This window comes from Campylobacter concisus, from assembly GCF_003049065.1.
Lineage (GTDB): Bacteria > Campylobacterota > Campylobacteria > Campylobacterales > Campylobacteraceae > Campylobacter_A > Campylobacter_A concisus_BE.
Window position 1 is genome coordinate 18,169 of the sequence record NZ_PISC01000004.1, and the last position, 24,208, is coordinate 42,376.

24 protein-coding genes and 1 pseudogene are annotated in these 24,208 nt (G+C 41.4%); 2 read left to right on the forward strand and 23 right to left on the reverse strand.

Annotation, left to right across the window (positions count from 1 at the left end; all coding sequences use genetic code 11):
• Positions 1-21: 21 nt before the first annotated feature.
• From CVS81_RS04295 to CVS81_RS04330, 8 genes are all read right to left on the reverse strand, one after another.
• Entirely contained in the window at positions 22-2,934 is a 2,913-nt protein-coding gene (locus tag CVS81_RS04295) for a retention module-containing protein (protein WP_107965198.1), read from the reverse strand.
• Between the two features lie 270 nt (positions 2,935-3,204).
• The gene (locus CVS81_RS04300; protein ID WP_107965199.1) at positions 3,205-3,387 is read right to left on the reverse strand and encodes a hypothetical protein; all 183 of its coding nucleotides are present in this window, start codon (positions 3,385-3,387) and stop codon (positions 3,205-3,207) included.
• A 60-nt stretch (positions 3,388-3,447) separates the two neighbouring features.
• Positions 3,448-4,137 carry a response regulator transcription factor gene (locus tag CVS81_RS04305; protein ID WP_107965200.1) on the reverse strand — a complete coding sequence of 230 codons (690 nt, stop codon included), beginning with the start codon at positions 4,135-4,137 and terminating at the stop codon, positions 3,448-3,450.
• A gap of 3 nt (positions 4,138-4,140) precedes the next feature.
• Positions 4,141-5,790, reverse strand: a complete 1,650-nt coding sequence (locus CVS81_RS04310) for a sensor histidine kinase (protein ID WP_107965201.1) — start codon at positions 5,788-5,790, stop codon at positions 4,141-4,143.
• Positions 5,791-5,837: 47 nt separating this feature from the next.
• Positions 5,838-6,458: a protein-disulfide oxidoreductase DsbI gene (dsbI, locus tag CVS81_RS04315; RefSeq protein WP_107965202.1), complete on the reverse strand. Its 621-nt coding sequence runs from the start codon at positions 6,456-6,458 to the stop codon at positions 5,838-5,840.
• Positions 6,459-6,466: 8 nt separating this feature from the next.
• A complete protein-coding gene (locus CVS81_RS04320) occupies positions 6,467-7,123 on the reverse strand; it encodes a thiol:disulfide interchange protein DsbA/DsbL (RefSeq protein WP_103585519.1) in 657 nt (218 codons plus the stop codon).
• Between the two features lie 134 nt (positions 7,124-7,257).
• Complete coding sequence (locus CVS81_RS04325; RefSeq protein WP_107965203.1) at positions 7,258-7,527, reverse strand: type II toxin-antitoxin system YafQ family toxin; 270 nt, start codon at positions 7,525-7,527, stop codon at positions 7,258-7,260.
• Complete coding sequence (locus CVS81_RS04330; protein WP_012140635.1) at positions 7,520-7,717, reverse strand: hypothetical protein; 198 nt, start codon at positions 7,715-7,717, stop codon at positions 7,520-7,522. The genes CVS81_RS04325 and CVS81_RS04330 overlap by 8 nt, the downstream gene beginning before the upstream one ends.
• Before the next feature lie 136 nt (positions 7,718-7,853).
• Here CVS81_RS04330 and CVS81_RS04335 point away from each other — a divergent pair, with 136 nt between their 5' ends.
• Together CVS81_RS04335 and CVS81_RS04340 are read left to right on the forward strand one after the other, a co-directional pair.
• Complete coding sequence (locus CVS81_RS04335) at positions 7,854-8,498, forward strand: ferritin family protein (protein WP_012140636.1); 645 nt, start codon at positions 7,854-7,856, stop codon at positions 8,496-8,498.
• A 110-nt stretch (positions 8,499-8,608) separates the two neighbouring features.
• Positions 8,609-8,899 carry a DUF5339 domain-containing protein gene (locus CVS81_RS04340; protein WP_002940734.1) on the forward strand — a complete coding sequence of 97 codons (291 nt, stop codon included), beginning with the start codon at positions 8,609-8,611 and terminating at the stop codon, positions 8,897-8,899.
• A 38-nt stretch (positions 8,900-8,937) separates the two neighbouring features.
• Here the strand turns inward: CVS81_RS04340 and CVS81_RS04345 are convergent, their stop codons facing one another.
• The 15 genes and pseudogenes from CVS81_RS04345 to purB all read right to left on the reverse strand — a co-directional run bounded on the left by CVS81_RS04345 (position 8,938) and on the right by purB (position 24,181).
• On the reverse strand, positions 8,938-9,168 hold the full coding sequence (locus CVS81_RS04345) for a DUF2798 domain-containing protein (protein WP_002940611.1): 231 nt from the start codon (positions 9,166-9,168) through the stop codon (positions 8,938-8,940).
• Complete coding sequence (locus tag CVS81_RS09760; RefSeq protein ID WP_159070961.1) at positions 9,165-9,311, reverse strand: hypothetical protein; 147 nt, start codon at positions 9,309-9,311, stop codon at positions 9,165-9,167. The genes CVS81_RS04345 and CVS81_RS09760 overlap by 4 nt, the downstream gene beginning before the upstream one ends.
• Before the next feature lie 77 nt (positions 9,312-9,388).
• Positions 9,389-10,069, reverse strand: coding sequence for a putative quinol monooxygenase (locus tag CVS81_RS04350; protein WP_107965204.1), 681 nt, complete (start codon positions 10,067-10,069; stop codon positions 9,389-9,391).
• Between the two features lie 14 nt (positions 10,070-10,083).
• Positions 10,084-10,572, reverse strand: a complete 489-nt coding sequence (locus CVS81_RS04355) for a hypothetical protein (protein WP_234399520.1) — start codon at positions 10,570-10,572, stop codon at positions 10,084-10,086.
• Positions 10,573-10,587: 15 nt separating this feature from the next.
• Entirely contained in the window at positions 10,588-12,024 is a 1,437-nt protein-coding gene (locus tag CVS81_RS04360) for a subtype B tannase (RefSeq protein ID WP_107965205.1), read from the reverse strand.
• A gap of 10 nt (positions 12,025-12,034) precedes the next feature.
• Complete coding sequence (locus CVS81_RS04365; RefSeq protein ID WP_107965206.1) at positions 12,035-12,601, reverse strand: flavin reductase family protein; 567 nt, start codon at positions 12,599-12,601, stop codon at positions 12,035-12,037.
• A 20-nt stretch (positions 12,602-12,621) separates the two neighbouring features.
• Positions 12,622-13,398 (reverse strand): SDR family NAD(P)-dependent oxidoreductase, encoded by a 777-nt coding sequence (locus CVS81_RS04370; protein ID WP_107965207.1) that lies wholly within the window; start codon positions 13,396-13,398, stop codon positions 12,622-12,624.
• Entirely contained in the window at positions 13,395-14,036 is a 642-nt protein-coding gene (locus CVS81_RS04375; protein WP_107965208.1) for an NAD(P)H-binding protein, read from the reverse strand. The genes CVS81_RS04370 and CVS81_RS04375 overlap by 4 nt, the downstream gene beginning before the upstream one ends.
• Positions 14,037-14,065: 29 nt before the next feature.
• Positions 14,066-15,211, reverse strand: a complete 1,146-nt coding sequence (locus CVS81_RS04380; RefSeq protein ID WP_107965209.1) for an iron-containing alcohol dehydrogenase — start codon at positions 15,209-15,211, stop codon at positions 14,066-14,068.
• An 84-nt stretch (positions 15,212-15,295) separates the two neighbouring features.
• The gene (locus tag CVS81_RS04385; RefSeq protein WP_107965210.1) at positions 15,296-15,970 is read right to left on the reverse strand and encodes an anaerobic ribonucleoside-triphosphate reductase activating protein; all 675 of its coding nucleotides are present in this window, start codon (positions 15,968-15,970) and stop codon (positions 15,296-15,298) included.
• Between the two features lie 99 nt (positions 15,971-16,069).
• Positions 16,070-18,352, reverse strand: a pseudogene (locus CVS81_RS04395) (ribonucleoside triphosphate reductase).
• A 539-nt stretch (positions 18,353-18,891) separates the two neighbouring features.
• Positions 18,892-19,413 (reverse strand): hypothetical protein, encoded by a 522-nt coding sequence (locus CVS81_RS04400; protein ID WP_107965212.1) that lies wholly within the window; start codon positions 19,411-19,413, stop codon positions 18,892-18,894.
• Positions 19,414-19,491: 78 nt separating this feature from the next.
• A complete protein-coding gene (locus CVS81_RS04405) occupies positions 19,492-20,139 on the reverse strand; it encodes a hypothetical protein (RefSeq protein ID WP_159070962.1) in 648 nt (215 codons plus the stop codon).
• Entirely contained in the window at positions 20,130-22,505 is a 2,376-nt protein-coding gene (locus CVS81_RS04410) for a ribonucleoside-diphosphate reductase subunit alpha (RefSeq protein WP_107965214.1), read from the reverse strand. Before CVS81_RS04410 ends, CVS81_RS04405 begins: the two co-directional genes overlap by 10 nt.
• A 344-nt stretch (positions 22,506-22,849) precedes the next feature.
• Entirely contained in the window at positions 22,850-24,181 is a 1,332-nt protein-coding gene (gene purB, locus CVS81_RS04415; RefSeq protein ID WP_107965215.1) for an adenylosuccinate lyase, read from the reverse strand.
• Positions 24,182-24,208: the final 27 nt, after the last annotated feature.

A 24,208-nucleotide genomic window follows, 5' to 3' on the forward strand; every position in this document is an offset into this window, starting at 1 on the left:
TGGGAGACTAGGGCATGAAATTTAAGAGTGTAAGACTATTTCGTCTTTTATCTCGATGGTAAATGTCGTACCATTATTATGCGTAGCTGAGTACTCTGTATATCCTTCAGAATTTACCCCGTCTTTCCTAAAGGCTGACATATCTACTTGATCACCCGCCTCGCCATCTATCCTTAGAGTGCGGTTAGTGCCGTTACCATTTGTGATATTTAGCACGTCATCTAGTGTTAAATTTAGCGTTACCTTGTTTTCACTGCCGCCAAGAGTGAGTTTTTCAAAGCCAGCTACCTTGCTAAAGTCGATATTTCCAGCAATATCTAGCGTATCAGTACCTGCTCCACCTTGAATGATGATGCCGTCACGTTCTAAATGGCCAGATCCGCCTCTAAAAGACATAGCATCGTCATTAACAACTGCATCTTTGCCGATATGTATGATGTCATCGCCACTACCTAGGTTAATAGCACTTACGCCAGGGCTATACATACCGCCCCCTGCTTTTTCTAGACCGCCATTTAAATTTACAACGTCATTACCATCACCCATTTCTATACCAGCATTTTTAAGCACAGCACCCTTGTCGATATTTAGTGTATCGTCTCCTGCACCCATTCTTACGCCAACATAGTGGCTAACTAGGTTATTATCGCTACTCGTATAAGTACCACCAAGTGTAGTGCCTGCACCAAATGTTATAGTATCGTTGCCATCAGCAGTATCTATGCTTAAGCCACCAGATTTGTTTTCGCCATTAAAATTTATGGTGTCATTGCCCTTTCCGGTATCTATATCGGCATAGCTTGAAGCGTCAGCCTTGCTTAGAATATTACCACCATTTAAATTTATCGTATCGTCGCCGTCTCCGTACCTTAAACCAACCCTATTTGTAGCGGTTAAATTTGATATGTTTGCAACTGATGATACGCCGCTAAATGAACCAATACTAGCTTGATCTACTGTAATATCATCTATAACGATATCTTTAGATGAAAAGTAGTTAGCGCCCCCAGTATATGATCCGCCTTTTACTTCAAGATGATCTTGTGCATTAGCTGTGACGTGATCTCCTATGATATTAGTAAGTTTGACATTTTGCACGCCAAGATTAACATCTGCGGCGGTATTTACGCCAAAATTTATCTCTACATTTCTAAATGTAGAGTCTGAAAATTCTACATTACTAGTTTCGCCAGCTTTTGTGTAGCTAGTTGCAGTATCTAAGCGAACATCTTCTAAGGTCACATGGCTTCCCTTGGCAGTATTTTCACCAGCGTTCATATTTATAAACACTTTTTCAACTTTTACGCCATCTTTAAAATTTACATTGTCGTCGCCATCTCCCATAGAAACAGTATTTTTATTTCTCCAGTCAGAGCCTATGCCGGTAATATTTGCATTTATATTTAGCTCATTAGTGCCTGAGGCATCATGTGCGTTATAGTTTGGATCATTTGTTGTTGCACCAAGATTAATTGAAGCTTTGTTCATGGTTAGATCAGCATTGATATTTACCACATCATCGCCACTATAAAGATCTATACTTGTACTATTAGCATTTGAACCACTATTTGCTGTGCCGCTAATAGTAACCTCTTTATCAAAATTTACCACGTCGTTACCAGAGCCGGTATTTAAGTGTAAATTCTCTAAATTTGCTTTTATGCTAACCGTATCATCACCATCATTTGTGTTTAAATTTGTATGGTTTGCGATATTGCCTTTGATATCTTTATTTAGCTCGATGTTGTCATCGTTATCTATTATTTTGCCTTCAGCCATATTTGCATTAGTTGTTGGTAGCAGGTAGCTACTGCTTGGTGTGACACTTAGTTTCACACCCTCTTTAAATACAGCAAAATTATCAACCATATCAGTTTTTTGTACGTTGTCGATAGTCATGCCTTGAGGGCCAGTGTTCTCGCCCTCGTTTTGGTTGTGATGCAAAGGACCTTTTGTGGTGTCTTGGCCGTTATCGTCAAGCACCTTTATCCTTACTTGCACTTTTGAGATGTCTTCTATATTTACGCCAGTTATCGTGTAGCCTGATAGTGGCTGAAATGTCGCTCCATTGTCAGTCGAGTACTCAACCACGCTTGAATAATCCTCTCCTCTAGTGCCACCAAGGAAATTTAAACCTAGATCTGTGGTCTCGCCACTTGGGCTTACTGGAGTGCCTGATAGACCTAGTTTATAAACAAGGTAGTGTCCGCCCTCGCCATTTGCTCCTGCGCCGCTCTCTCTTACCTCGCTAGTAGCAGGATCGATGCTAGTAGTGATCTCTACTGCACCAGGACGAGGCGTGATGACTGGAGGATTAGCAGGTGAAGGGGTGCCTGGAGTTACAGTGACGCCAGGAGTGCTTGGGGTACTCGGAGTTGGTGGCGTTACTGGAGTGCTTGGTGTGCTTGGTGTGACAGGCGTAGCTGGTGAGATAGGAGTTGTCGTATCTGCATCTGTGCCTGCATCGTTATAGCCGCCTATTGAGTTTTCTGGAGTTTGAAAAGCTCTATTTGCGTCGGTTAAATTTCTATAGTTTTCATTGATATTTGAGTAGTGGCCACCCTCAGCAAAGCTTGCAGCGCCTAAACTCACGCCATCTCCAGTAGCGTTGCCACCGCCTTGGTTGCCACCAGCTGCAGTCTCTTCAAGGTCTGTGATGTTTGCGCCGTTTAGTAAGGCTTTTTGGATAGAGGCTATCTCTGGGTTGTCACTAAGTGCATTTGCCTCTTTATCTAGGCTTAGACTTTCGCCGTTTTGCAAGCTGACCTCTTTGCCGTCGTTTCCTGCGATCACTGCTTTTGCAGAGCCATTAGCCTTTATCGTTTCGCCTTCAAAAATGCTATCGCCCACCTTCAAGACTCTTTCGTTGCCACTTTTATCAACAGCTACGACTTCACCGCCTAGGATATTTTTGATAACGCCTAACTTTTGCATCTTAGTGCCTCCCTTTGGATTTTATTGATCTATATCAAGATTTTAGCCAAGAAAAAAATTTAGTTATATTGTACTTTGGTACAATACCCTTAAGAAAAGCCTAAGTTTAGGGGTTAATAATGTGTAAATTTTTTATAAATGTGTGAAAATTTTTATATTTATCTATATAAATTTTAAAATTTTAAGTTTTTGTTCATCAAAATGGTATAGTAGTTGATAAAATAACCCAAAAATGTCACAAAATTTTTTTCATTTTAAACGCATAAATTCTTAATTCAAAAAGCCTTTATCTAGCCTTATTATCACCAAATTTAGCCTTTTTATATCAAAATGTTTTTTATTTATAACTATCATAAATTTATACCCACTTGTGACATAAATTTTCTTAAGTTTATCTATCAAATTTTGCAAATTTTCATCTCTTTTTCTATAAATTTTAGCTAGTAGTAACATAAATTTATCACTACTTTTAAGATATTCTTAGATAAAGATATTAGTTTTACTATTTTGAATTTATGTTTTTTCGCTCTTGGCGACTAAGATATATCCGCTCTCGCTGATGTTTTTAAATTTCACGCCAAGCTCGCGTTTTAGGCGAAGCACGACATTTTGTATAGCAGCCTTGCTCACCTCGGTGCTCTCATAGACAAATTCCTCTATCATCTCGTAGGTGACAAGCTTGTTTAGGTTGTAGGCAAATAGCCAAAATATCTTATTTTGCAAGAAGCTAAGGTATAGCTCACTACCGTTTTTATAAATTTTCTCTCTTTTTAAATTTATACTCACCTCATCACTTAGGCGCACTAGCTTCTCATCTCGCTCAAAGCTTAGGCTTATTAACATCGATCTAAGATCCTTTATATCGATAGGCTTTTTTAAAAACAAGGTCGCACCCTGCTCATAGCTCTTGATCAAATTTTCATCGCTATCATACGAGGTAAAGACGATAAATTTCTGATGAGGTTTTAGTTTTTTTATCTCATTCATCATCTCAAAGCCATTTAGCACTGGCATGTGAATGTCGCTCATCACGATGTCAAAGCCCTGTTTTTTAAATTTCTCCAGCCCATCTTGCCCATCTTTTGCGCCTACGACCTGACCACAGTATGGCTTAAGCCCAGTGATGATGAGCTCCCTTGCCATCTCGTCATCTTCAGCTACTAAGATAGATACTTTTTTTAAAATTTCTAACGCCTCTTGCATCTTTTAACCCTTTAAATTCTTCTCAAAGCTTAGCTCAAAAATCGTTGGCTTTAGGTTGTGCACAAGCGTGATATCGCCATTTAGCTTCTCACGTGCGAGCTTTTTAGCAAAGTAAAGTCCTATGCCATTTCCTTGTTTTTTAGTCGTGTTTAGCCAGGTAAAAATTTTCTTACTCATCTCGTAGCTCACGCCACCGCCATTATCATAAACGCCGATGTAGCACTTATCTTCAAAGCTTCTAAATTTAAGCTCTATGACGCGTTTTAGCGGCTCATCTTTGTAGCTCTCAACTAGTGAGTCCTTTGCGTTGTGGATTAGGATTAGCAAAATTTGCTGGATGATGTTTTCTATCTGACAGACCCTCATCTCTTCAAATCCGCTAAATTTCACGCTTACATTTGCACGACTAAGCTCTGTGTGCATAAGTGTTATTAAATTTCTAACGCTTGTTTGGATCTCAAATTCGCTCACGTTTTCAGCGCTTTTGTAAAAATTTCTAAAAATTTCGATTGTTTTTGAAAGAAGCTCGATCGAGCTTTGCCCTTTTTCTAGTAAATTTACAAGCTCCTCATCGCTTAGCTTGCCTTCTTTTTTTAGCATTATCGCCGAGCTTAGCATCAGTTTTAGCGAATTTACTGGCTGGATGAACTGATGACTTATGCCACTTATGAGCTCTCCAGCCTCGCTCATCTTGGCTCTGTGCGCCAGCAAGGTCTCGTACTCGTCTTGCACCTTTTTTATCTTGTTATACATGAAGTTGTGCAGGCTGTTTGCCAAAAATGCAAGTGCGACGAAGGCAAAGAGTAAATTTAGGGCGTTTTTTAGCGCCTCTCTTGTCATGGCTAAAATTTCTTCTTCGTTGTTTGTGCCAGCTCCGATAAACCAGTTCATCGTCGGTATCTCGGCTACTTGGATCAAATTTTGCCCTATCTTTAGGCTAGTGATGTCTTCATCTTTTAAAAATAGCTCCTTAAATTTCTCCTCGATCTCTCTTTTTAGCGTCGCATCGGCCATCGATGTGAGTATCTCACCGCTGTGAGTTACTAAAAATGAGTAAGAATTTGGCGCAAGGCTAAAGTTTTTGATACTATCAAAGATAGTGCCTATGCGAACGACACCGCAAAGTGCTGCTTCAAATTTATCATCCTTTTCAACTGGCACGCATAAATTTAAAGTAGAGTCTTTTAAAATTTTGTGATTTTGCATGAAATTTACGCTTGGGGCATTTGTATTTTTTGTCTCGACATACCAGATAAGCCCCGCTCTCTCACGCTTTGACATCACCTCTTCTGAGATCTTTTGCCCATCTACAAAGATCTCGCCATCCTCTCTTAGAAGTTGCATGAGATCAAATTCTTTCGCATTTTCTTTAAAGAGCTTTATGAAATTTGCCACCCTAGTATCGTCATCTATGATGTTAGAGTTTTGGATAAATTTTGACGCACGGATGAGTGAATTTAAGCGCTCATCAAGCCAAATTTGAAAGTTGCTAACGATGTTTTTACTAACTGCGATGTTGTTTTTATCAGATAGCTCGATGATCTTTTCTTTTGCATTGTTGTAGCTATTTAGCCCAAGAAGCACGACAAAGAGACTTGCTAGCAAGATGATCGCATAAATTTTAATATTTTGTGATTTTAAATTAATACCCATGCGTGCAGTATATCCTAAGTTAGCCCAAAAATAGAGCTAACTAAAATTTATTTTTTAAAAGATAAGAGCTTTGAAACAAGCATAAGTGCAAGCACAACAAAGCAAATGCTAAAGCCAAGCAGCGTGCAATCCGCCATCGACATAAATTTAGAAGACGGCAAAAGATACCAGCCGTCTGCATAAAGATCCACTATGCTCTTTTGCAAATCGCTTAGCACCGCTCCATCAGGCACCATAGGGCTGTCATAGCCGCAGTCACCCGTCGGCATAAACCAGTCTGGCGCCCACTTCTCAAGTGGCAAGCCAAATGGATAGTGCGGCTCAGTCGAGCAGCCCTGCACGCCAAAAGGATCATCGCCATGCACTGCGTCGTGGATTTTGGCTAGCTTCACGCTATACATTATGCCCTGCACCGCTCCCCAAAAGGCAAAAAGGTAGCCAATTAGAGCAAAGAGCAAATTTTTTGGGTTTATGATAGCGATCACGCCGCCAAGCGCCATACACAAAAAGGCAAAACGTATATAGACGCACTGCTCGCAAGGAGGCATATAGGCGTAGTTTTGAAAGAGCGAGTGCGCGATAACGACAAGCGCGACGCTTACAAAGACTAAGATCGCCCAAGAGATGCGTGAGTCTTGAAATTTAGCCATTTTTTTAAAAAAGCTCATGTGGCGCCTTATTTTTTAAGAAGCTCTTCGATGAGTGCTGCCATGCCGTCAAGCGAGCTGATTGATTTTGTCATGATGAGATATTTGCCATTTACGACAAATGCTGGCACGCCTTGAATTTTAGCCACGTCGTAGCTCTCATCCCACTTTTTAAGTAGCTCAGTCACTTTTGGATTAGCCAGCTCTTTTTCGTAGTCTGCTTTGCTAACGCCAGCAGCATCAAGTCCAGTCTTTAAAAAGCCCTCAGCATCTTTACCATCGCCCCAGCGCTCTTTTTTGTCGTGATAAGCTTTGTAGTAGGCAAATTTAGCCTTTTTAAATAGCGAATTTTCATCAAACAAGCTCACTCCCTTTGCCTCGTCCATAACGATAAGCACGGCAAAGACCTTGCTCGCAACCTCGCCGTAATCGCCCTTTGTCTTTAGGTGAAATGGCTCATATTTTAGTCCAGGGATTTTCTCAACTACCTTTGGAGTGACGCTCTTGTCGTACTTGTAGCAAAATGGGCAAGCGTAGCTAAAAATTTTAACTAACGTGTTTTGTCCCACACTTAGTGGCTTTTCAAGCTTGACGTAGTCCTCGCCCTCGCTAAATGCACTAGCACTGATCGCACCAGCAACCGCAACGGCAAAGATAGCCTTACTAAATTTAGATAGAAAACTCATAACAATCTCCTTTAGATGATTTATTTTGAGTTATTCTACAACCAAGCTCAACCGCACTTTTAACGCTAGAATAAATTTTGGCTGAAATTTATCTTTTTTAAATTTATGATGATGGATTTTGTTTTTTGTTAAATTTATTGAAAAAGTTCGCTGTGGCTTCCTATTTCAACGCATATAAGAAGTAAAATTTCGTTTTGTTTTTTATATATCAAGAGCAAGTCTGGCTTAACATGACACTCTCTAAAGCCTTTATAGCTTCCAATAAGAGCGTGATCTTTATATTTTGATGCTAACTCCTCGTTATTTGCTAATTGCCAGATGATATCTTTGGTTAGTTTCTTTTCGCTTTCATTTAGCTTTTTAAAAGCTTTCTTAAAACTCTTTGAATACTCTATCTCAAGCATCAAGGCTCTTTTCAAATTCTTCAAATGTTTTAAATCTCTCTACTTCGCCATTTTCGATCTCTTTGATGGCTTTGTCAAGCCTTGAGACCTTATCTCTTTGCTCAAATTCTACATTTGCTTGCCTAGCCATCTCTTTTATAAGCTCGATAAATCCATAGTCAGCATTTTTAAAATCAATCGTTGTAGTCATCTTATGCCTTTAAATTTTTATCTTATTATAACTTCAAATTTATAAAAATAATATACGTTATCAATAAAAATTATTATTTACATATTTTAATTATTTGGTTATAATCCGCTCAAATTTTATCAAAATAGGAGTCAAAATGAGACAGTACGAAACATACAAATGCGAGAAATGCGGCAACGAGATCGAGGTTCAAAAAGTTGGTGGTGGCACATTAACCTGTTGCGGCGAAGAGATGAAATGCATCACTGAAAATTTAACAGCAGTAAATTTGATGAAGGCATTTGCTGGCGAGTCACAAGCTAGAAACAAGTATGAGCTTTACGGCGACCTAGCTAAAGAAGCAGGCTATCACGCGATAGCTAGACACTTTTACGAGGCAGCTGAAAACGAGAAATGGCACGCAAGGGCTGAATTTAAGAAGTACCACGAGATGATGAACGATCCGATCGATAAGATGGATAAAAATTTACTTGACGCTGCAGCTGGCGAAAACTACGAGCATACGACGATGTATCCAGACTTTGCAAAGATTGCAAAAGAAGAAGAGCTAAGAGATGTTGAAAGACTATTTAACGCGATTGGCAAGGTTGAAGTTGAGCATGAGAGGGAGTATTTAGAGCTTAAAAAGATGCTTGATGAAGAGGGCTTTTTTGAAAGCGACGAAGAGGATATCTGGGTTTGTGAGGTGTGTGGACACGTTCATAGAGGTAAAAAAGCTCCAGGCGCTTGCCCACTTTGCAAAGCTCCAAAAGAGTATTTTAAACGCGAATTCCTAGGCTAAAAAGCCAAAAATTTAGCCAAGGCGCTCGTCTTGGCTAAATTTAATAAATTTAAATCTATTTAAAATAAAAAAGTTATATAATCTCCTTAAATTTTCACAAGGAGAAAGAGATGAAAAAATCACTTTTAGTTTTAGCTACTCTTGGCTTTGCACTAAGCCTAAACGCTGCAGATCTTACAGATACTTGCAAGTCTTACTTCTCAGACATCGACAAAATGGTCGAAGCTTACAAACAAGCTGGTCAAGAGCAACAAGTAAAAATGTATGAAGATCAAAAGAAACAATCAATGGATCAACTAGCTTCTTTACCAAAAGAGCAACAAGACGCTACTTGCAAACAAGCTAAAGAGATGTTTGCTCAAGTAATGGATCAAATGAAAAAACAAGGTCTTTTAAAATAAACCTTCACGTGGCTAGGCTCTCTAGCCACATTTTAAATTTACCCCTCTTTTTTACATAAATTTTGCGTGATCTTTGCAACAGACGGCGAAACTAGCAAAAGCACAGGATACGCCACTACAAAGGCTTTTACATAAGCGATTAGCCAAATTTTCACAAAGCCATCAACAAAGCCAAGGTTTAGATACGTCAGCACAAACGACATAAAAAACGCCATAAATGCTGACATTATAAACGCAAAAACATATCTATAAAATTTCGCTGGTATCATGAAATCTTGCCCATAATAGCCTTAAATTCTCTAACCACATACTCAGCATACTTTATAAACCACCCTCTATGCTCGGCAAAAAGCTCATCAGCCCTCTCTTTTGGTATGAGATCTGTTTTTAAACTAATAGTAACGATAAACATCTTTTTCCTTTAAATTTACTTGCAAACAAATCCGCCCAGCCTATAAATGGCAAAAGCAGATCTTTTTCATAAATCTCCTAAAATTTTATCTTGCTAAATGAGGTCTCGTTCTTAAGACCAAAGCCGTCAAATTCATCTATTAGCCCAGCTCGCTCTTTGGCGTAAGCTTTGTAGTTTTCGCTGTGGCGGTAGCTCTCAAAGCTAGCTTCGTCTTTGTAAATTTCAACCAGCACCCATTTATTAGGTGCCTCTTTTTGACTAAAGGCAAACTGCGCGTAAGCGCCATCATCTACGCTTTTTTGCATATATTTTTTGATGATCTTTTCAAATTTCGCATCGCTCTTTGCCTTAAGGCTTAAGTTTGTGATGTGAAAGTAGGCATCTTTTAGGCGCTCTGGCGTTAAATTTTTAGAAAACGCGGCTCGTTTTTTCACGCTTATAGCCTTTTTGCTAGCTAAAATTTCAGCGCTTGCGCTTGCAAATTTCTTAAAATGCGCCGAGCTTATATGCTTTTTATAAGCCGCCTCGTCCTTGTAAAACTCAAGCAGGTAAAATAGCTCTGGCTTGCTCTTTGCGCTCGCAAAAAAGATCGCCTGCGTGCCTGGCTCGCTCTTTGAGCTAAGAATATTTTCCCTGCCAAGACGCTTTAGCAAGCTCTTGTTATTTGGCGTTGAAAGCAGCTCATATAAGCTCACTTTCGCCTCCGCCCCAAAGGCAAACGCCGCCAAAACCGCTAGTAAAAATAGCTTTTTAAACATCAAAATTCCCCTTATCACTTCGCCTTTTTCATATCAGCTTTAGCTTTGATCTCTTCTGCGCCTTTTAGATCGATCTGCGCTTTTTCAAAGGCTTTACGTGCTTTTTCTAAGCGGTTAGAATTTTTCGTGCTAGGGTCGTCAGCATAGGCTTTTTCTGCCTCTTCTAGCTTAAATTTCTTATCGCCATAGTTCATTTGTGCTTTTTCAAGGTCATTTGTAGCTTTGTCGCCACCTAGTAGCTCAGCCTTTGATGTGACCTTGCCAGTTACTGGGTTTCTACCGATAGTCATATCTAGTTCGCGTTTAGCTCTAGCAGCTGTTCCGCGATTGACAAAGCACTCTTTTTTTTCTCCAATTAGTGTGCCACCTATATCAAGCGGTAAATTTTTTGGATCACTGCAATCAACCTCTTCTTTTGCATAGCTAAGTGTAACTCCCAAAGCCGCTACTATCAACAAATTTATAAATTTCATCTTTTCTCCTTTGGATTTTAAATTTCTCATACTTTCTCCTTAATTTTATTTTTCTAAAACTCTTTTCATCCAAGCAAAAAGCTCGTCTAAGTCGTAGTCGCCGCCGTGTCCTTGCCCCCAGACCGCTTCGAAATCAACCTCTTTGCCAGCATTTTTAAGCGAGAGTGCGAGCATAGCAGGCACGGCAAGGGCTAGGTCAGTGTCGTTTGTGCCCTGTCTTATGCGGTAAAATTTCGCCCCATTTTTGTTTTTAGTGTAGTTCATCGCATTCATCATCTTTATGACGCTAGCATCCGCCATCTCGCCCTCGCTTCGCTCTTTTGCAAATTTAGTAAAGTGCTTCGCAGGCGTTTTGCTATCGCCAAAAAGGTCGTTTTCAGGATTTTCTAGCCCAAGGCCGTCAAAGGCAACCACCGCTTTGGCACGTTTTAGCGAGGCGATGAAGTCCTCAAATTTGAATGTATATCCAAGCGAGCAACCCTGCGTGTCAAGAGTTATAAATTTAGGCGTGAGCGTGTTTTTGTCGCTGCTTTTTGTAGCGGTAAATGCCTTTGAGACAAGAGCGTTTATATACTCTTTGAAGCTACCCTCGCCGTTTTCATCAAGGCTTAGCGCGTGGCCTTTGGCGTCTTTTAAATTTAGCGAGTTTAGATAGGCTGGGAATTTAGTTTTTAGCTCGCGTGAGAGCTCTTTTTGCGTGGCGTTTAGCTCGCCTGCGATCATCTTTGGCTTTTTGCTCCTGTCGTTAAAAGTGCTCGCATCAAAGCTTGAAAAATCAATCCTCTCAAATTCATCCAAATCCCCAAACATCCACTCATACGCCTCGTCCTCATGCTCTAAATTTGTCACAGGGCAGTAGATAGAGGCGGCATAAATTTGATCGTCCGCCTTTGCAGCGCCTAGCTCTTTAAGATATGGCTCATACTCTTTTGCATTTGCGCTTACTCCTAGAAGTGCCGACATCGCGCCGCCTGCGCTCGTGCCGTTTGAGATGATCTTGTTTGCGTCGCCTGGCATAAATTTGTCGTTAAATTTAAGATATCTAACGGCCGCTTTTAGATCGACTATCGCAGCTGGCGCTTTGCCGATAAAACGCCCACCATCTTTTAGCGTCCTGCCCCTAGCGCCAACGCTTGCCACGACGTAGCCTCTAAGAAGCGCTTCAAGAGTGGCATTTGGCTTTTCGTTTTGGATTTCTGGCTTTTGTGGTTTAGCGCTCATGTAGCCACCGATCGCATTTGGCATAAAGATAGCCCCTTTTTGGTCGCTAAATTTACCCTCTGGCACGTAAAAATTTAGCACCTCATAGTCGCTAACTGGCTTTGCCACATAGACTATGCCCTCATAAGCTCTAAATTTAAGCGTCCTATCGCCAACTTGCACGCTTTTTAGCTCAAATTTACTCTCATCAAATTTAAGCTCGCTACCAAAGCACGCCCCAGCCAAGCAAACCACCAAAACTAGGCATTTTGCACTTTTCATACTTCGTCCTTTAACCGATAATGGCTGCCTTTTCCTCAAATTTCGCCGCTCCGTCAGCATAAAACTGCCCGCCAGCTATGTAGTGAGGCGTCTTTAGCTCGTCATCTAAATTTTCAAATTTCCAATGGCCGCCCTCGAAAACGCGCGTATCGGCGTAGGCTGCCACGACTTTGGCCTTAAATAGGTCAAACTCGCTCTCGTTTTTGGCGTCTTTGATGATCTCACAAACCATGTAGGCTGCGCACTCTTTTAGCAAAGGCACGCCATTTTCGTAAAACATCTCCACGCCAGCAAGCTTGTTTTTGTCGCTGTGCATGCTGGTCGTGCCAAGTCTTGTGATAAGGGCGGTATCTTTGAAAAATGGCACGCAAAGGCCAAATTTACCGCTCTTTTCAAAAAGCGAGCGTGTAAATGAGCCAGAGGCTACGACTGCTGTTACCTTGTCGTAGTCTAGCGGGCAGACCCAAGAGGCGCTCATCGCGTCCACGACGCCCTCGTGGCTTGCGCAGATGATGAGCGTTGGACCGTGGTTGATGAGGCGGTAGGCCTTGTTTAGATCAACTTTTTGTAGTGCCATTTTGCTTCCTTGATTTGGCTTTATTTATCTATATTTTTTGCATCATACTTGAGGGCATAGTCAAATTTTGGCTTACTTAGGCTAAACTCAAAGCTATCTCTATCGACCGAGCCAACGCAGTAATGGCTATCATAAAGGCGTAGCAAAAACTCCGCCATCTGCTCGCTCGTGTGGTACTTTTTAAACGCTTTGTCGTAGTCGTAGCTCTCTTTGCTAGTTGCCACCATGCCAAATTCTGTCTTTGTGGCAGCTGGGGCCAGCACTTTTGCTTGCATCTTTGCCTGCTTGTCCTGTGCTAGCTCGTGGTAAAGTCCCTCGCTAAAGGCACTTACGAAAAATTTGCTAGCGCAGTAGGTCACGACGTTTGGCACGATCTTGTAGCCGCCTATTGAGGAGATGTTTATAAGCTGCGTATCTTTGTCTTTATATTTTTTCGTAAAGAGCGTTGAGAGCGTGACAAGTGAGATGATGTTTAAATTTATCATCTGCGTGATCTTGTCTAAATTTTGCTCGCCGACCTTGTTATAGTCGCCAAAGCCAGCGTTGTTTATAAGCGCTTTTAGCTCAAATTTTTCTAAATTTCGCCAAAGAGAAAGGGCATTTTCTTGCTTTGAAAGGTCGCAAAGCTCTATCACCACATCGGCATTTGCAAATTTAGTTATCTCGCTTTTTAGCTCTTCTAAAAGCTCACCCCGCCTTGCGATAAGGATCAAATTCTCCCCGCGCCTTGCAAATGCCTTTGCCGTGGCCGCTCCTATGCCTGAGCTTGCTCCAGTGATGGCGATGTATCTTTTCACTTCGCATACTCCACTGGGCTATAAATTTTGACACCTTCGCTGTGGTCATCTTGCGCTACTTGCACGATCACTTTAGCGATGTCAGCTGCCTTCATCGGACGATACTCGTCAAAAAAGCCTTTTGGGATAAATTTAAACGCCTTTATCGCTAGATACTCGCCAAGCCTAAATTCCTTTCTCTCAGCCTCGATAAGTGGCAGTCTGGCGATATGAAATGAGCTATAGCCAAGCTCTTTTATCTTTGCTTCTGCTTGACCTTTTGCCTTTAGGTAAAACGAGCCTGACTTTCTGTTTGCGCCTGCAGCTGAGAGTAAAATAAAGCGTTTTGCGCCGCACTCCAAGCCAAATTTTGCGAAATTTATCGGATAGGTCACATCGACTTTGTAAAACTGCTCTTTGTGCTTTGCAGCTTTCATCGTCGTGCCAAGCGCGCAAAATACATCATCAGCGATAAATGGCGCCTCATCTTTAAAATCATCAAAATTTACTATCTTTACTTCAAGCTTTTCATGGGTAAATTCTAGCTCATGCCTAACAAGGGCGACCACCTTGTTATAGTGCTCACTCTCGCATAAATTTTTTAAAATTTCACTTCCTACAGCGCCGCTGGCTCCTGCGATAAGGGCGACTTTTTTCATGTTTATCCTTTGTAAATTTTGGATAAATTCTATCTCGCTAAGGCAAAAATTTCGCTTATGGCCTCTTTTGTATAAATTTGCTCCAAGCCCCTGCCCTTGGCGTAGTCATAAACTAGCGCCATGATCTCGTCTAAATTTGACTCATCAACGCCGATTTCGATGAGGCTTGTTGGCGTGCCGATCTTGCTAAACCACTCTTTTAGCTTTTTAATAGCCTCGTCTGCGTCATCTACGCCAAAAATTTCTTTGCCAAAGCGCTTAAATGCCTTTAAATTTCTACTCTTATACCACTTCATCCAAGCTGGCATCACCACACTTAGCCCAGCCCCGTGCGCGCAATCAACCATCGCACCTATGGCGTGCTCGATCATGTGGTTTGGATATGAGTAGCCAGCCGTGCCAACGTAAGTTAAGCCATTTAGAGCCATCGTCGCAGCCCAAGCAAACTCGCCTCTAGCATCATAGTTTTCTGGCTCTTTTAGTAAAATTTCAGTCGTTTTCATGACCGTTTTGATGTTTGCTTCGATGTATAAATTTATGATCTCAGGCTGAACTCTCGCCGTAAAGTAGCCCTCGATGCTGTGAGCGATGATGTCAGAGGCTGAATAGACCAAGTACTCCTTGCTAACGCTTGCTTGAAGAAGCGGATTTACCACCGATACTTTTGGGTAAAGACAAGCGCCGTGCATGGCAAATTTCTCTTTTGTGGCTTCATTTGTGACGACTGCACCGCCGTTCATCTCTGAGCCAGTTGCAGCAAGCGTTATGATGTCAAAGATCATAAGCGCCTCTTTTGGGCATTTGCCAGTAAAAAAGTCCCAAACATCGCCGTTATACTTCACACCAGCAGCCACCGCCTTGGCCGTGTCAAGCACAGAGCCGCCGCCTATGGCTAGCACGCTATCGACGCCCTCTTTTTTAGCTAAATTTATAGCCTCATTTACCTTACTTAGCACTGGGTTTGACTTCACGCCGCCTATCTTGCAAAACTCGATACCATTTGCACTTAGGCTCTTTGTGGCGATGTCAAAAAGTCCGTTTTGTATGATCCTGTCGCTGCCATAGATGATAAGCGTCTTTTTTACGCCAAATTCTTTCATATATTTGCCGATGTTTTGCTCTTTGTCTTTGCCAAATTCTATTTTAGTAGGGTTTAAAAAGCTGAAATTTTGCATAGTTTTCTCCTTGTTTGCTTTTGTGATTTGGGGTAAATTTTAGTTAAATTTTCTTATTTTTAGCTATTTTTATCTGCGCTAAATTTAGAAATTTCTTAGTCTGATAGGTAGTTTTGATGTGATCTTATCTGGATCGAAGCTGTTTTTTGGATCGCCTAAGCCTCCAAAATTTTCGCCAGTGTTAAAGAATTTTTGTAAGAAATAATCCCCTCTATACCCAAGCTCGAAAAGCAGCTCAGACATCTCAGAGATATCCTTTTCGCTTAGCAGGTCCGCATGCACGGTCGTTCTAACTTCAAATTTAAAATTTATCTCAAGCAGGTATCTAAGCGTGGCGGCAAATTTCTCATATAAATTTGAACCAGTGATGCCTATAAATTTCTCTTTTGGAGCTTTAAAATCAAGCGCGATGTAATCAATCAGCCCCTCATCTATCGCCTCTTTTATGACGTCACGATACGAGCCGTTGGTATCGACCTTTAAGCTAAAGCCACGTGCCTTTACCTCACGTGCTAGCCTTAAAAAAAGAGGGTGTGCTGTGCATTCGCCACCGCTAAAGACGATGCCATTTAGCTTGCCGACCCTGCGGTCTAAAAAGTCGCAAACTTCGCTAAAACTTATAGTGCCATTTGACTTTACAACCTCGATGTTGTAGCAGTATCCACAGCGCATATTACACCCTGCAAACCAAATGACAGCTGCCACTTTGTCTGGGTAGTCAAGCGTCGTAAATGGCGTTATACTAAAGACTTTTTGCAAGTTTTTGACCCTTTTTTAAACTAAAAGGCACAATGGCGTGCCTTTGGTTCGCATTTTAGTTGATTTTTTTAAATTTATTATTGTTTTTAGGCAAGAAATTTATCTCTTGCAGCAACTTGCGTATTCGTCAAATTTAACACGCTCTTTGTGCTCGCCTTTTTTACCGAGATTAAAGCTCTCAACTGGTCTGTGATAGCCCATAACACGAGTATAAACCACGCATCTTGTGCGTTTGTCTTGCACTTTTTCTAAAATTTCTTTTTCTGTCATTTTCTCTCCTTATTTGGATTTTTTCTTTTCATTTTCTATCAGCTCTGCATCACAAAGTGGGCAAAACTCATGCTCGCCAGCTATGTAGCCATGCTTTGCACAGACGCTAAATACTGGCGTTATCGTGATGTATGGGAGTTTGTAGTTTGAGATTATACTCTTTACAAGCTCTTTGCAAGCTTTAGCCGAGCTTATGCGCTCTTTCATATATAGGTGAAAGACGGTGCCGCCAGTGTAGGCGCTTTGTAGCTCATCTTGCAGATCAAGCGCTTCGTAAGCGTCGTCTGTGAAATTTGCAGGTAGCTGGGTTGAGTTTGTGTAGTAGATATTGTCCCCCTCGCCTGCTTGGATGATGTCTGGATAGCGCTTCTTATCCTCTTTGGCAAAGCGGTAGGTCGTGCCCTCAGCTGGAGTTGCCTCAAGGTTATATAAATTTCCGCTCTCTTCTTGAAATGTCCTTATCTTGTCGCGTAAAAAGCCAACCATCTCAAGGGCAAATTCTCGTCCAAATTTAGTTGAAATGTTCTCTTTGTCGCCAGTGAAATTTCTAAGTAGCTCATTCGTGCCATTTATGCCGATCGTGCTAAAGTGGTTGTTAAAGTGCTTTAGATACCTAGCTGTGTAAGGATAAAGCCCTCTGTCATACATCTCTTGGATAAATTTACGCTTCTTCTCTAGGGTTGATTTAGCTAGGTCTAAAAGATAGCTTAGTCTGTTGTAAAGCGCGACCTTATCGCCTTTGAAGTTATAGCCAAGGCGGGCTAAATTTATAGTGACGACGCCTATCGAGCCAGTCATCTCAGCACTTCCAAAAAGACCACCACCGCGCTTCAAAAGCTCTCTTAGATCAAGCTGCAAGCGGCAGCACATAGAGCGCACGTGGCCTGGTTTGTAGGCGTTTTCGTTTTCTATCTTGTTGCCATTTTCGTCGTAAGTGTATTGCGAGCCGATGAAATTTTGAAAGTAGCTTGAGCCCATTTTTGCGGTATTTTCAAAGAGCACGTCGGCTACTTCGCTATCCCAGTTAAAATCCTCTGTGATATTTACCGTTGGTATAGGGAATGTAAAAGGCTGCGAGCATTTGTCGCCAGCTGTCAAGACCTCGTAAAATGCCTTATCTATGCGCGCCATCTCAGGCTCGAAGTCCTTGTAGGTCATATCGATCAAATTTTTCCTGCCACGCTCATTTGCTTTTTTCAAAATTTTCTCATCTTTTACATTTGTAAAAAGGTGTATATCATCGCTCGTTGGGATCTGATCCCTTAAGTCGCTTGGGCAGGTGATATCTATGGTTACGTTTGTAAATGGGCTTTGTCCCCAGCGTGCAGGCACGTTTAGGTTGAAAATAAAGCTAGTGATCGCCTTTTTGATCTCGGCGTCGCTTAGATCGTCTTTGAAAACGTAAGGCGCGAGGTAGGTGTCAAAGCTAGAAAACGCCTGAGCGCCCGCCCACTCGCTTTGTAAAATGCCTAAGAAATTTGCCATTTGATAAAGCGCCTCTCTAAAGTGCTTTGGCGCCTTGCTCTCGACCCTGCCACGAACGCCGTTAAAGCCCTCGTTTAGCAAAGCTCGCAAACTCCAGCCAGCGCAGTATCCTGTGAGGCAGTCAAGGTCGTGGATATGGTAGTCGCCATTTCTGTGAGCTAAACCTTCTTCTTTGCTATAAACAGCGTCTAGCCAGTAGTTTGCTATGACTTTGCCGGCGGTGTTGTTGATAAGGCCTGCGTTTGAGTAGCTTGTGTTTGAGTTTGCAGAAATTCTCCAGTCGGTGCCGTTTATGTACTCATTTATCGTTTGGGTTGAGTTTATATAGGTAGTATCTTCGTTTAGCCCTAAAATTTGCTCGCGTTGGAGCTTATGCGTATGGCGGTAGAGCATGAAGCTCTTTAGAACTTCAAAATGTCCGCCGTCAAATAGCTCTTTCTCTATCGCATCTTGGATGTCTTCGACCGTTATCGCACTTGATTTTTGAAAGATGTCTTGGACTACATTTGTAAAAACTTGCTCGTCATAAGCTTTATTTTCGCTTGCAAATGCCTTTTTTATCGCATCTACTATCTTATATGCTACAAATTCTTGCCTTGTGCCATCTCGTTTTAAAATTTCACGCATCACTTGCTCTTTTCTGATTGTTTTTTTGATATGGAGTTTAAAAGTATAGGACAAGAAAGCTTAAAAGATAGATAACTATTTTATTTTGTTTAATAATATTTATCAAAAAATATAAAATTTTAGAGGGTTTTATTAAGTATATTTTTACGTATTTTATGTATTTTAAACTAAAATTTGATTACTTTTACTTAAATAATTATTTTAATTTTAGTTTTTAAAATAGTAGATTTGAAATTTTACAGGTCAATCAAGCTTATTTGGATATCATTATGATGATGACGACGGATATTTAGATGAAGCAGATCAAAAGGATCTGGCTGGGCTAATAAATGCTAAAAAGCGTGGTGAATTAGAGTGCGTAAATTTAGATGAATTTGACCTAGAGATGAGACCATATTTAAAAAAAGAAAGGTCTAAATGAAGCTTTTATTAAGCAAACGCTTTCAATCAGACCTTGAAAAGATTTTAATATTCTACTCTCAAAAAAGTTTTGAAGCTTCAGAGAATTTAAACCAAAGGCGTGAAAGACCACGCCGTTACTATTTTGTGTTTCTTCTATCGTCTTTAGCTTTTATCTCTTCTGCAGCCTCTAGGTCAAGCTGTGCTTTTTTAAAGGCTTTACGTGCTTTTTCTAAGCGATTAGAGTTTTTGACACTTGGGTTATCAGCATAGGCTTTTTCTGCTTCTTCAAGCTCAAATTCCTTTTTGCCATAGTTCATTTGAGCTTTTTCGAGATTGTTAGTAGCTTTGTTGCCACCTAGTAGCTTAGCCTTTGATGTGGCCTTGCCAGTAACTGGGTTTCTACCGATAGTCATATCTAGTTCGCGTTTTGCTCTAGCAGCGGTTCCGCGATTAACAAAACACTCTTCTTTTCCACCTATTAGCGTATCACCGATTAATCTCGGTAAATTTTTTGGATCATCACAATCAACCTCTTCTTTTTCTTTAGGTGCTCCCCTCATATGTTTATTAAAAACATCAGAAGATCCATAATAGGCATTTAAATTTATACAACCAACAAATCCTACAACAACTGCTGCAATTAATGCTTTATTTCTCATCTTAACTTTCCTTTCTTCTTGTTTGGTGTAAAGTTTTTGTACTCATCTCTTATCCTTTCTAGTAATATTTCATATTTGTTACATATGGAAGGTATATTTCTCTAGGTTGCGTGCTAGCTCTTGAGAAGCAAAGCTTGCTCCGCTATCACTTAGACCTACCATCTTTAAAACCCATGTTGGTGCATGAAGTATGATCTTCCAAAGCATGTAAGCACCACCTATTGCACCTATGATATGTAGTAGTGCCATAAATATATGAAGCATAACTGTTAAGAAGAACTGGCTTTGAAGTTCATACATCATATTCATCTGCTCTTCGGCATAGAGCAAGAATATATCTTTAAATATACCATAGACAAATAGACCAAAGTAGATAAATATAACTATCAAGATAGGTTTAAAGAATATAGATAGTGCCCCTACTAAGAAGTCAACTATCTTGTTTGTTTTACCCATAGTGACAGCAAAAGCTGTAACAAATGGTGAGATGTAGTAAAACTTAGCTAGTTCTATAACATAGCTTATAAAGGCTAGTGCTCCAGCTACAATGCCAACCGTAAAAGGCATATAGTCTAGAACTATCTTATATAGGTATGATGCACTTACGTAGCCGATAAGACCAGAGATGCCACGTGAGCTTCTCTCTGTTTTATCACTTACAAATAGGTCTTTTACCTTGGCTAGTGTGCCAAAGCAAAAGACCATCTTAAATTTATCTACTGACATCCTTCACACTCGATCGAGCGGTCAGCTACGTCGTTTAGTTTTTCGCTGTCTGGGCTTTCAGAGCGTAGATAGTAGGTTGATTTTAGTCCAAGCTCCCATGCAAGCGTGTAAATTTCACTTAGGTATCCGCCACTTGCCTTATCTAGGCTCATGAAGATATTTAGGCTTTGACCTTGATCGATCCATTTTTGGCGGATCGCGCCTGCTTTTATCAAAATTCTCTGATCAAGCTCATAAGCTGGCGTGTAAAACTGCCAAGTATCTGGGCTTAAATTTGGCACGACATTTGGGATCATGCCGCTTAGGTTGTGCTCGAACCACTTGCGTTTATAGACTGGCTCGATGGTCTGAGTAGTGCCAACAAGGATCGAGATCGAGCTAGTTGGAGCGATCGCCATTAGGTAGCCATTTCTCATGCCGTCACGTTTAACCTTCTCTCTTAGCTTGTCCCAGTCGCAGACATTTTCGTCAAATAGCCCGCCTTTGTCGTTTAAAAGTGCCTTTGCGTTCTCGTTTGCGGTGTCTATCGGCATAATACCTTTGCTCCATTTTGAGCCTTCAAATTTTGGATATATGCCCTTTTCTACAGCTAAATTTGAGCTAGCATAGATCGCGTTGTAGCTTATGTTTTCCATTATGCTATCAATGAGCGCCAAATGCTCATAGCTGCCCCATTTTACATTTTTCTCAGCTAGCATTTGCGCTTCGCCCATGACGCCAAGGCCGATCGAGCGAGAGGCTAGGTTTGTGTGTTTTACCTTTTTGTGCGGGTAGAAATTTAGGTCTATAACGTTATCAAGCATCCTGATAGCTATCGGCACGACACGCTCGATGTCCTCTTTGCTGTTTATCTTGCTTAAATTTATACTTGCAAGGTTACAAACTGCCGTTTTGCCCTCGATACTCTCTTTTTCTACGATGAAAATTTGCTTGCCTTTTAGGCTATCAAGCGCGCTAAGCTTTTTGGCTTTTTTAGTTATGCCGCTATCAACGGTGACGTCTTCTTCTTCGTCAAATAGCTCCTCGCCGCCGTCTTCATAAGTGATCTTGATCTTATAGTAGTTTGGCGCTGTGTTTTGGAAAATTTCGGTGCATAAATTTGAGCTTCTGATGATGCCCTCGTGGTCGTTTGGATTTGCTTTGTTGGCATTGTCCTTAAAGCATAAAAATGGCATGCCGGTTTCAAAATAGCTAGTTAAAATTTTCTTCCAAAGCTCTTTTGCGAGAATGGTGTTTTTCTGGATATTTTCGTCGTTTTCATACTCTAAATATCTCTTCTCAAACGCCTCGCCATAAAGGTCGCAAAGGTCGCTTACTTGAGCTGGGTCAAAAAGGCTCCAACGGCCATTTTCTTTAACACGCTTCATAAATAGGTCGTTTATCCAAAGTGCAGGGAAAAGCTCGTGCGCACGGCGTCTCTCTTCGCCTGAGTTTTTGCGAAGATCGAGAAAATCGCTCACGTCCATGTGCCAAGGCTCGATATAAACAGCGATCGCGCCCTTTCTAGTGCCTAGCTGATCGACCGCTACTGCGATGTCGTTTGTCACTTTTAAAAATGGTATGATACCGCCAGCTGCGTTTTTGTGTCCGTCGATACTGCCACCCATCGCACGCACCTTGCTCCAGTCCCAGCCGATACCGCCACCAAATTTTGAAAGTAGCGCCATCTCTTTGTAGCTATCAAAAATGCCCTCGATATTATCAGGCGTGCTGCCTACGTAACAGCTGCTTAGCTGGTGGCGTGTAGTCCTTGCATTTGAGAGCGTTGGGGTGGCTAACATCACTTCAAATTTAGAGATGAGGTCGTAAAATTTCTTTGCCCAGCCTTGACTATCTAGCTCGTTTTGCGCAAGAAACATAGCGATCGCCATAAACATGTGCTGTGGCAGCTCGATAGGCATACCGCTCTTGTCTTTGATGAGGTAGCGATCATAAAGCGTCTTGATACCAAGGTATGCAAACTGGAGGTCGCGCTCAGGCTTTATGTATGCGTTTAGATCCTCAAGATCGTACTTCTCTTTTAGCCCAGGGATGATGCGGCCTACCTTTTCGCCCTTTGCGAGATAGTCTTTTAGGTGGTTGTAGCCGTTAAAGCCAGTCACTTTATGATAAAGGTCGAACAAAAATAGCCTCGCAGCGACAAATGTCCAGTTTGGGCGGTCGATGTCGATCTTATCAACTGCTGTTTTTATAAGAGTTTGCTGAATTTCCTCAGTCGTTATCATATCTCTAAACTGAATTTTCGCGTCTACCTCAAGCTCGCTAAGACTTACGTTGCTAAGACCTAGGACCGCTTCGTTTGTGTATTTTTTGATCTTGCTGATATCAAGCTCTTCTGTTCTGCCATTACGTTTTATAACTTTCAAAAATGTCTCTCCGTGTTAAATTTTAATTTGAGATTTTATCCAAAAAGATATAAAAACTCTCTTTGCCAAAAACTCTTCATTAAATATAAAATTTATCGCCAAAATGAGAAAGATAAAGGCTTGCTAAAAACTCTTATTTTTCTAGCTCGAGGGTGATAAAAAACGTTAAACGTTATGAACTTTTGTGTTAGCTTTGGCTACCAAAAGTTAAATGCGCCAACATTGCCGATAAAATTTGCTAGCACTTGTAAAAGCTACTTGAAAAATGCTAGCTCCTAGCTGATAAATTTGGATTTTGTATTAGGGTAGTTGCAAGGGGCTAAATTTACCCCTTGCGTTTAAATTTATTTGCCAAAAACTCTGGCGAAAATTTTATCTACATTTTTGGTGTAGTAGTTATAGCCAAAACACTCTTTGATCTCATCTTTGCTAAGGCTCTTAGTTAGGTCCTCGTCGGCTAGTAAATTTTGTAAAAATAGGCTGTGACCTTGCTCGTCTATCGCTTTTTTGCCCTCTTGTAAGTCCGCCCATACCTTCATGGCATTGCGCTGAACGATCTTGTAGGCGTCCTCTCTAGAAATTCCACGCTGCGGCAACTGTAAAAGCACGCGCTGCGAAAAGACTAATCCGCCTGTTAAATTTAAATTTTTCATCATATTTTCTGGATAGACAACCAAATTTGCTATCAAATTTTTGATACGAACCAGCATAAAATCAGCCGTGATAAACATATCTGGCAGGATAAATCTCTCAACCGAGCTATGGCTGATATCGCGCTCATGCCAAAGGGCGACGTTTTCAAGAGAAGGCGTGACGTATGAGCGTAGCACCCTGCAAAGACCGGTGATGTTTTCGCTAAGGACTGGATTGCGCTTGTGTGGCATCGCACTTGAGCCCTTTTGTCCTGGGCTAAAGTACTCCTCCGCCTCATAAACTTCGGTCCTTTGGTAGTGTCTAATGGCAACTGCGATCTTCTCGCAAGTAGAGGCCAAGATAGCGATGGCGCTCACCACGTGGGCGTAGCGGTCGCGCTGGATCACTTGATTTGACGCTGGGGCTGCTTTTAGGCCTAGCTCTTCGCACGTTAGCTCTTCAAATTCCATCGGAGCGTGGGCTAAATTTCCCATAGCGCCTGAGAGTTTGCCGTAGCTTATCGTATCTTTTGCATCTTTGATGAGCTTTAGCGCCCTTGCGATCTCGTCGTACCAGATGGCAAGCACAAGGCCAAAAGTTATCGGCTCGCCGTGGATGCCGTGGCTTCTGCCAACCATGAGCGTGTGCTTGTGCTCGTTTGCTCTGTTTTTGACTGCCTGCATAAACTCCTCTACGTCGCTGATGATGAGCTCTAGGCTCTCTTTCATCTGAAGTGCGACGGCTGTGTCGATGCAGTCGCTTGAGGTCATGCCGTAGTGTACGAACCTGCTCTCCTCGCCAAGGCTCTCGCTGACGCTTGTTAAAAATGCGATGACGTCATGCTTTGTCGTCTTTTCTATCTCGTCGATGCGAGCCACTTCAAATTTAGCATTTTTGCAAATTTTCTCGCAGTCGCTGTCGCTTATGAAGCCAAGCTTATTCCAAGCTTTAACAGCAGCTTTTTCTACTTTGAGCCAAGCGTCGTATTTTGCTTGTATGCTCCACTTTTCAGCCATCTCTTTGCGTGAGTATCTTTCGACCATTGTTGAACCTTTTGTGTTAGTTTGCTT

Excerpts from the sequence above, each read along its gene's own strand:
- CVS81_RS04365 (WP_107965206.1), bottom strand. The coding sequence starts at position 12,601 with ATGGCACTACAAAAAGTTGATCTAAACAAGGCCTACCGCCTCATCAAC.
- CVS81_RS04310 (WP_107965201.1), bottom strand. The coding sequence starts at position 5,790 with ATGGGTATTAATTTAAAATCACAAAATATTAAAATTTATGCGATCATC.
- purB (WP_107965215.1), bottom strand. The coding sequence starts at position 24,181 with ATGGTCGAAAGATACTCACGCAAAGAGATGGCTGAAAAGTGGAGCATA.
- CVS81_RS04350 (WP_107965204.1), bottom strand. The coding sequence starts at position 10,069 with ATGTTTAAAAAGCTATTTTTACTAGCGGTTTTGGCGGCGTTTGCCTTT.
- CVS81_RS04325 (WP_107965203.1), bottom strand. The coding sequence starts at position 7,527 with ATGCTTGAGATAGAGTATTCAAAGAGTTTTAAGAAAGCTTTTAAAAAG.
- CVS81_RS09760 (WP_159070961.1), bottom strand. The coding sequence starts at position 9,311 with ATGTTTATCGTTACTATTAGTTTAAAAACAGATCTCATACCAAAAGAG.
- CVS81_RS04375 (WP_107965208.1), bottom strand. The coding sequence starts at position 14,036 with ATGAAAAAAGTCGCCCTTATCGCAGGAGCCAGCGGCGCTGTAGGAAGT.
- CVS81_RS04305 (WP_107965200.1), bottom strand. The coding sequence starts at position 4,137 with ATGCAAGAGGCGTTAGAAATTTTAAAAAAAGTATCTATCTTAGTAGCT.
- CVS81_RS04355 (WP_234399520.1), bottom strand. The coding sequence starts at position 10,572 with ATGAGAAATTTAAAATCCAAAGGAGAAAAGATGAAATTTATAAATTTG.
- CVS81_RS04380 (WP_107965209.1), bottom strand. The coding sequence starts at position 15,211 with ATGCAAAATTTCAGCTTTTTAAACCCTACTAAAATAGAATTTGGCAAA.
- CVS81_RS04340 (WP_002940734.1), top strand. The coding sequence starts at position 8,609 with ATGAAAAAATCACTTTTAGTTTTAGCTACTCTTGGCTTTGCACTAAGC.
- CVS81_RS04335 (WP_012140636.1), top strand. The coding sequence starts at position 7,854 with ATGAGACAGTACGAAACATACAAATGCGAGAAATGCGGCAACGAGATC.
- CVS81_RS04345 (WP_002940611.1), bottom strand. The coding sequence starts at position 9,168 with ATGATACCAGCGAAATTTTATAGATATGTTTTTGCGTTTATAATGTCA.
- CVS81_RS04320 (WP_103585519.1), bottom strand. The coding sequence starts at position 7,123 with ATGAGTTTTCTATCTAAATTTAGTAAGGCTATCTTTGCCGTTGCGGTT.
- CVS81_RS04295 (WP_107965198.1), bottom strand. The coding sequence starts at position 2,934 with ATGCAAAAGTTAGGCGTTATCAAAAATATCCTAGGCGGTGAAGTCGTA.
- CVS81_RS04405 (WP_159070962.1), bottom strand. The coding sequence starts at position 20,139 with ATGTCAGTAGATAAATTTAAGATGGTCTTTTGCTTTGGCACACTAGCC.
- CVS81_RS04300 (WP_107965199.1), bottom strand. The coding sequence starts at position 3,387 with ATGTTACTACTAGCTAAAATTTATAGAAAAAGAGATGAAAATTTGCAA.
- CVS81_RS04400 (WP_107965212.1), bottom strand. The coding sequence starts at position 19,413 with ATGAGAAATAAAGCATTAATTGCAGCAGTTGTTGTAGGATTTGTTGGT.
- CVS81_RS04330 (WP_012140635.1), bottom strand. The coding sequence starts at position 7,717 with ATGACTACAACGATTGATTTTAAAAATGCTGACTATGGATTTATCGAG.
- CVS81_RS04360 (WP_107965205.1), bottom strand. The coding sequence starts at position 12,024 with ATGAAAAGTGCAAAATGCCTAGTTTTGGTGGTTTGCTTGGCTGGGGCG.
- dsbI (WP_107965202.1), bottom strand. The coding sequence starts at position 6,458 with ATGAGCTTTTTTAAAAAAATGGCTAAATTTCAAGACTCACGCATCTCT.